The organism is Thalassospira sp. CH_XMU1420-2 (genome assembly GCF_037029325.1).
Classification (GTDB): domain Bacteria; phylum Pseudomonadota; class Alphaproteobacteria; order Rhodospirillales; family Thalassospiraceae; genus Thalassospira; species Thalassospira povalilytica.
Map to the genome: position 1 here is coordinate 1 of NZ_JAYMEG010000073.1, position 798 is coordinate 798.

Consider the following 798-nt stretch of genomic DNA (forward strand, 5'->3'; position numbering starts at 1 on the left):
GGCAATGGCTCAATGTCATTGGTCCGGTGGTCGGCCGCACAGGGCATTCAACGGAAGGGCCCGATATGAACGTGTCAAATGCTGCGCAAGAGCAGGTGGAGGCCGGCAATCTGGATAGCGTTAGGGGAACAGTGGCAGCGGACCTGGAAGGCAGAGAGCGTGTACATTCCGCGTTCGACGCGGAAGTCGGCAATGGTCAGGACTATGTAAATACTAGAAATGATGGAAACCTGGCTGCACATGACGTGAACCGAGGGAACCAACAGATGCATGAGAGGGTTGAAACGGATATCCAGCGAGAGCAAATGGAGCAAACCTATGGTGATAACCGTCATGGTGGATTAGCTGCAGTCGCAGGAGTGGCCGGAACAGACATGGGCAACATCAAATCCGCAGCAACAGAGGTTGGCGACTTGGCAATGGATGTGTTTGACCAAGACGACTCAGAGGCAAGTAGCAACAATGAAAGACGCTCTGCCCGTCATGGTGTCGAGCCGCCGAATTAAACAAACATCTCAGATGTCCTGTACGTTTTTCGCAGGCAAGAAAAGGTACTCAAGAGCGCACAAGCTGTTAGTCTGTTTGTGCGCTTTTTCGTGGGAGGATAGCTATGACAGAAGCACTTTCCGTTGTGGTTTTGATAGAGTTGGCAGTGATCGTTGTTGGCGGGGTCTTACTGCTCATGCGAACGCTCAATCGACGTGAACGTCAGCAGCGGGTCGAGGTACTTGAAGATCGTGCTGAACCGCAGTTGATCGTCCCACAAGACTCAGAGAACAGTAGATATGCGATGTATGA

General features: G+C 52.0%; 2 protein-coding genes. Both read left to right on the plus strand.

Annotation, left to right across the window (positions count from 1 at the left end; translation table 11 throughout):
- The coding region (locus WA429_RS21350; protein WP_336107928.1) for a hypothetical protein at positions 1-506 on the plus strand (506 nt) is incomplete at its 5' end.
- Between the two features lie 104 nt (positions 507-610).
- Positions 611-798, plus strand: a 188-nt coding sequence (locus WA429_RS21355) for a hypothetical protein (RefSeq protein WP_336107929.1), incomplete at its 3' end; no start/stop codon positions are given.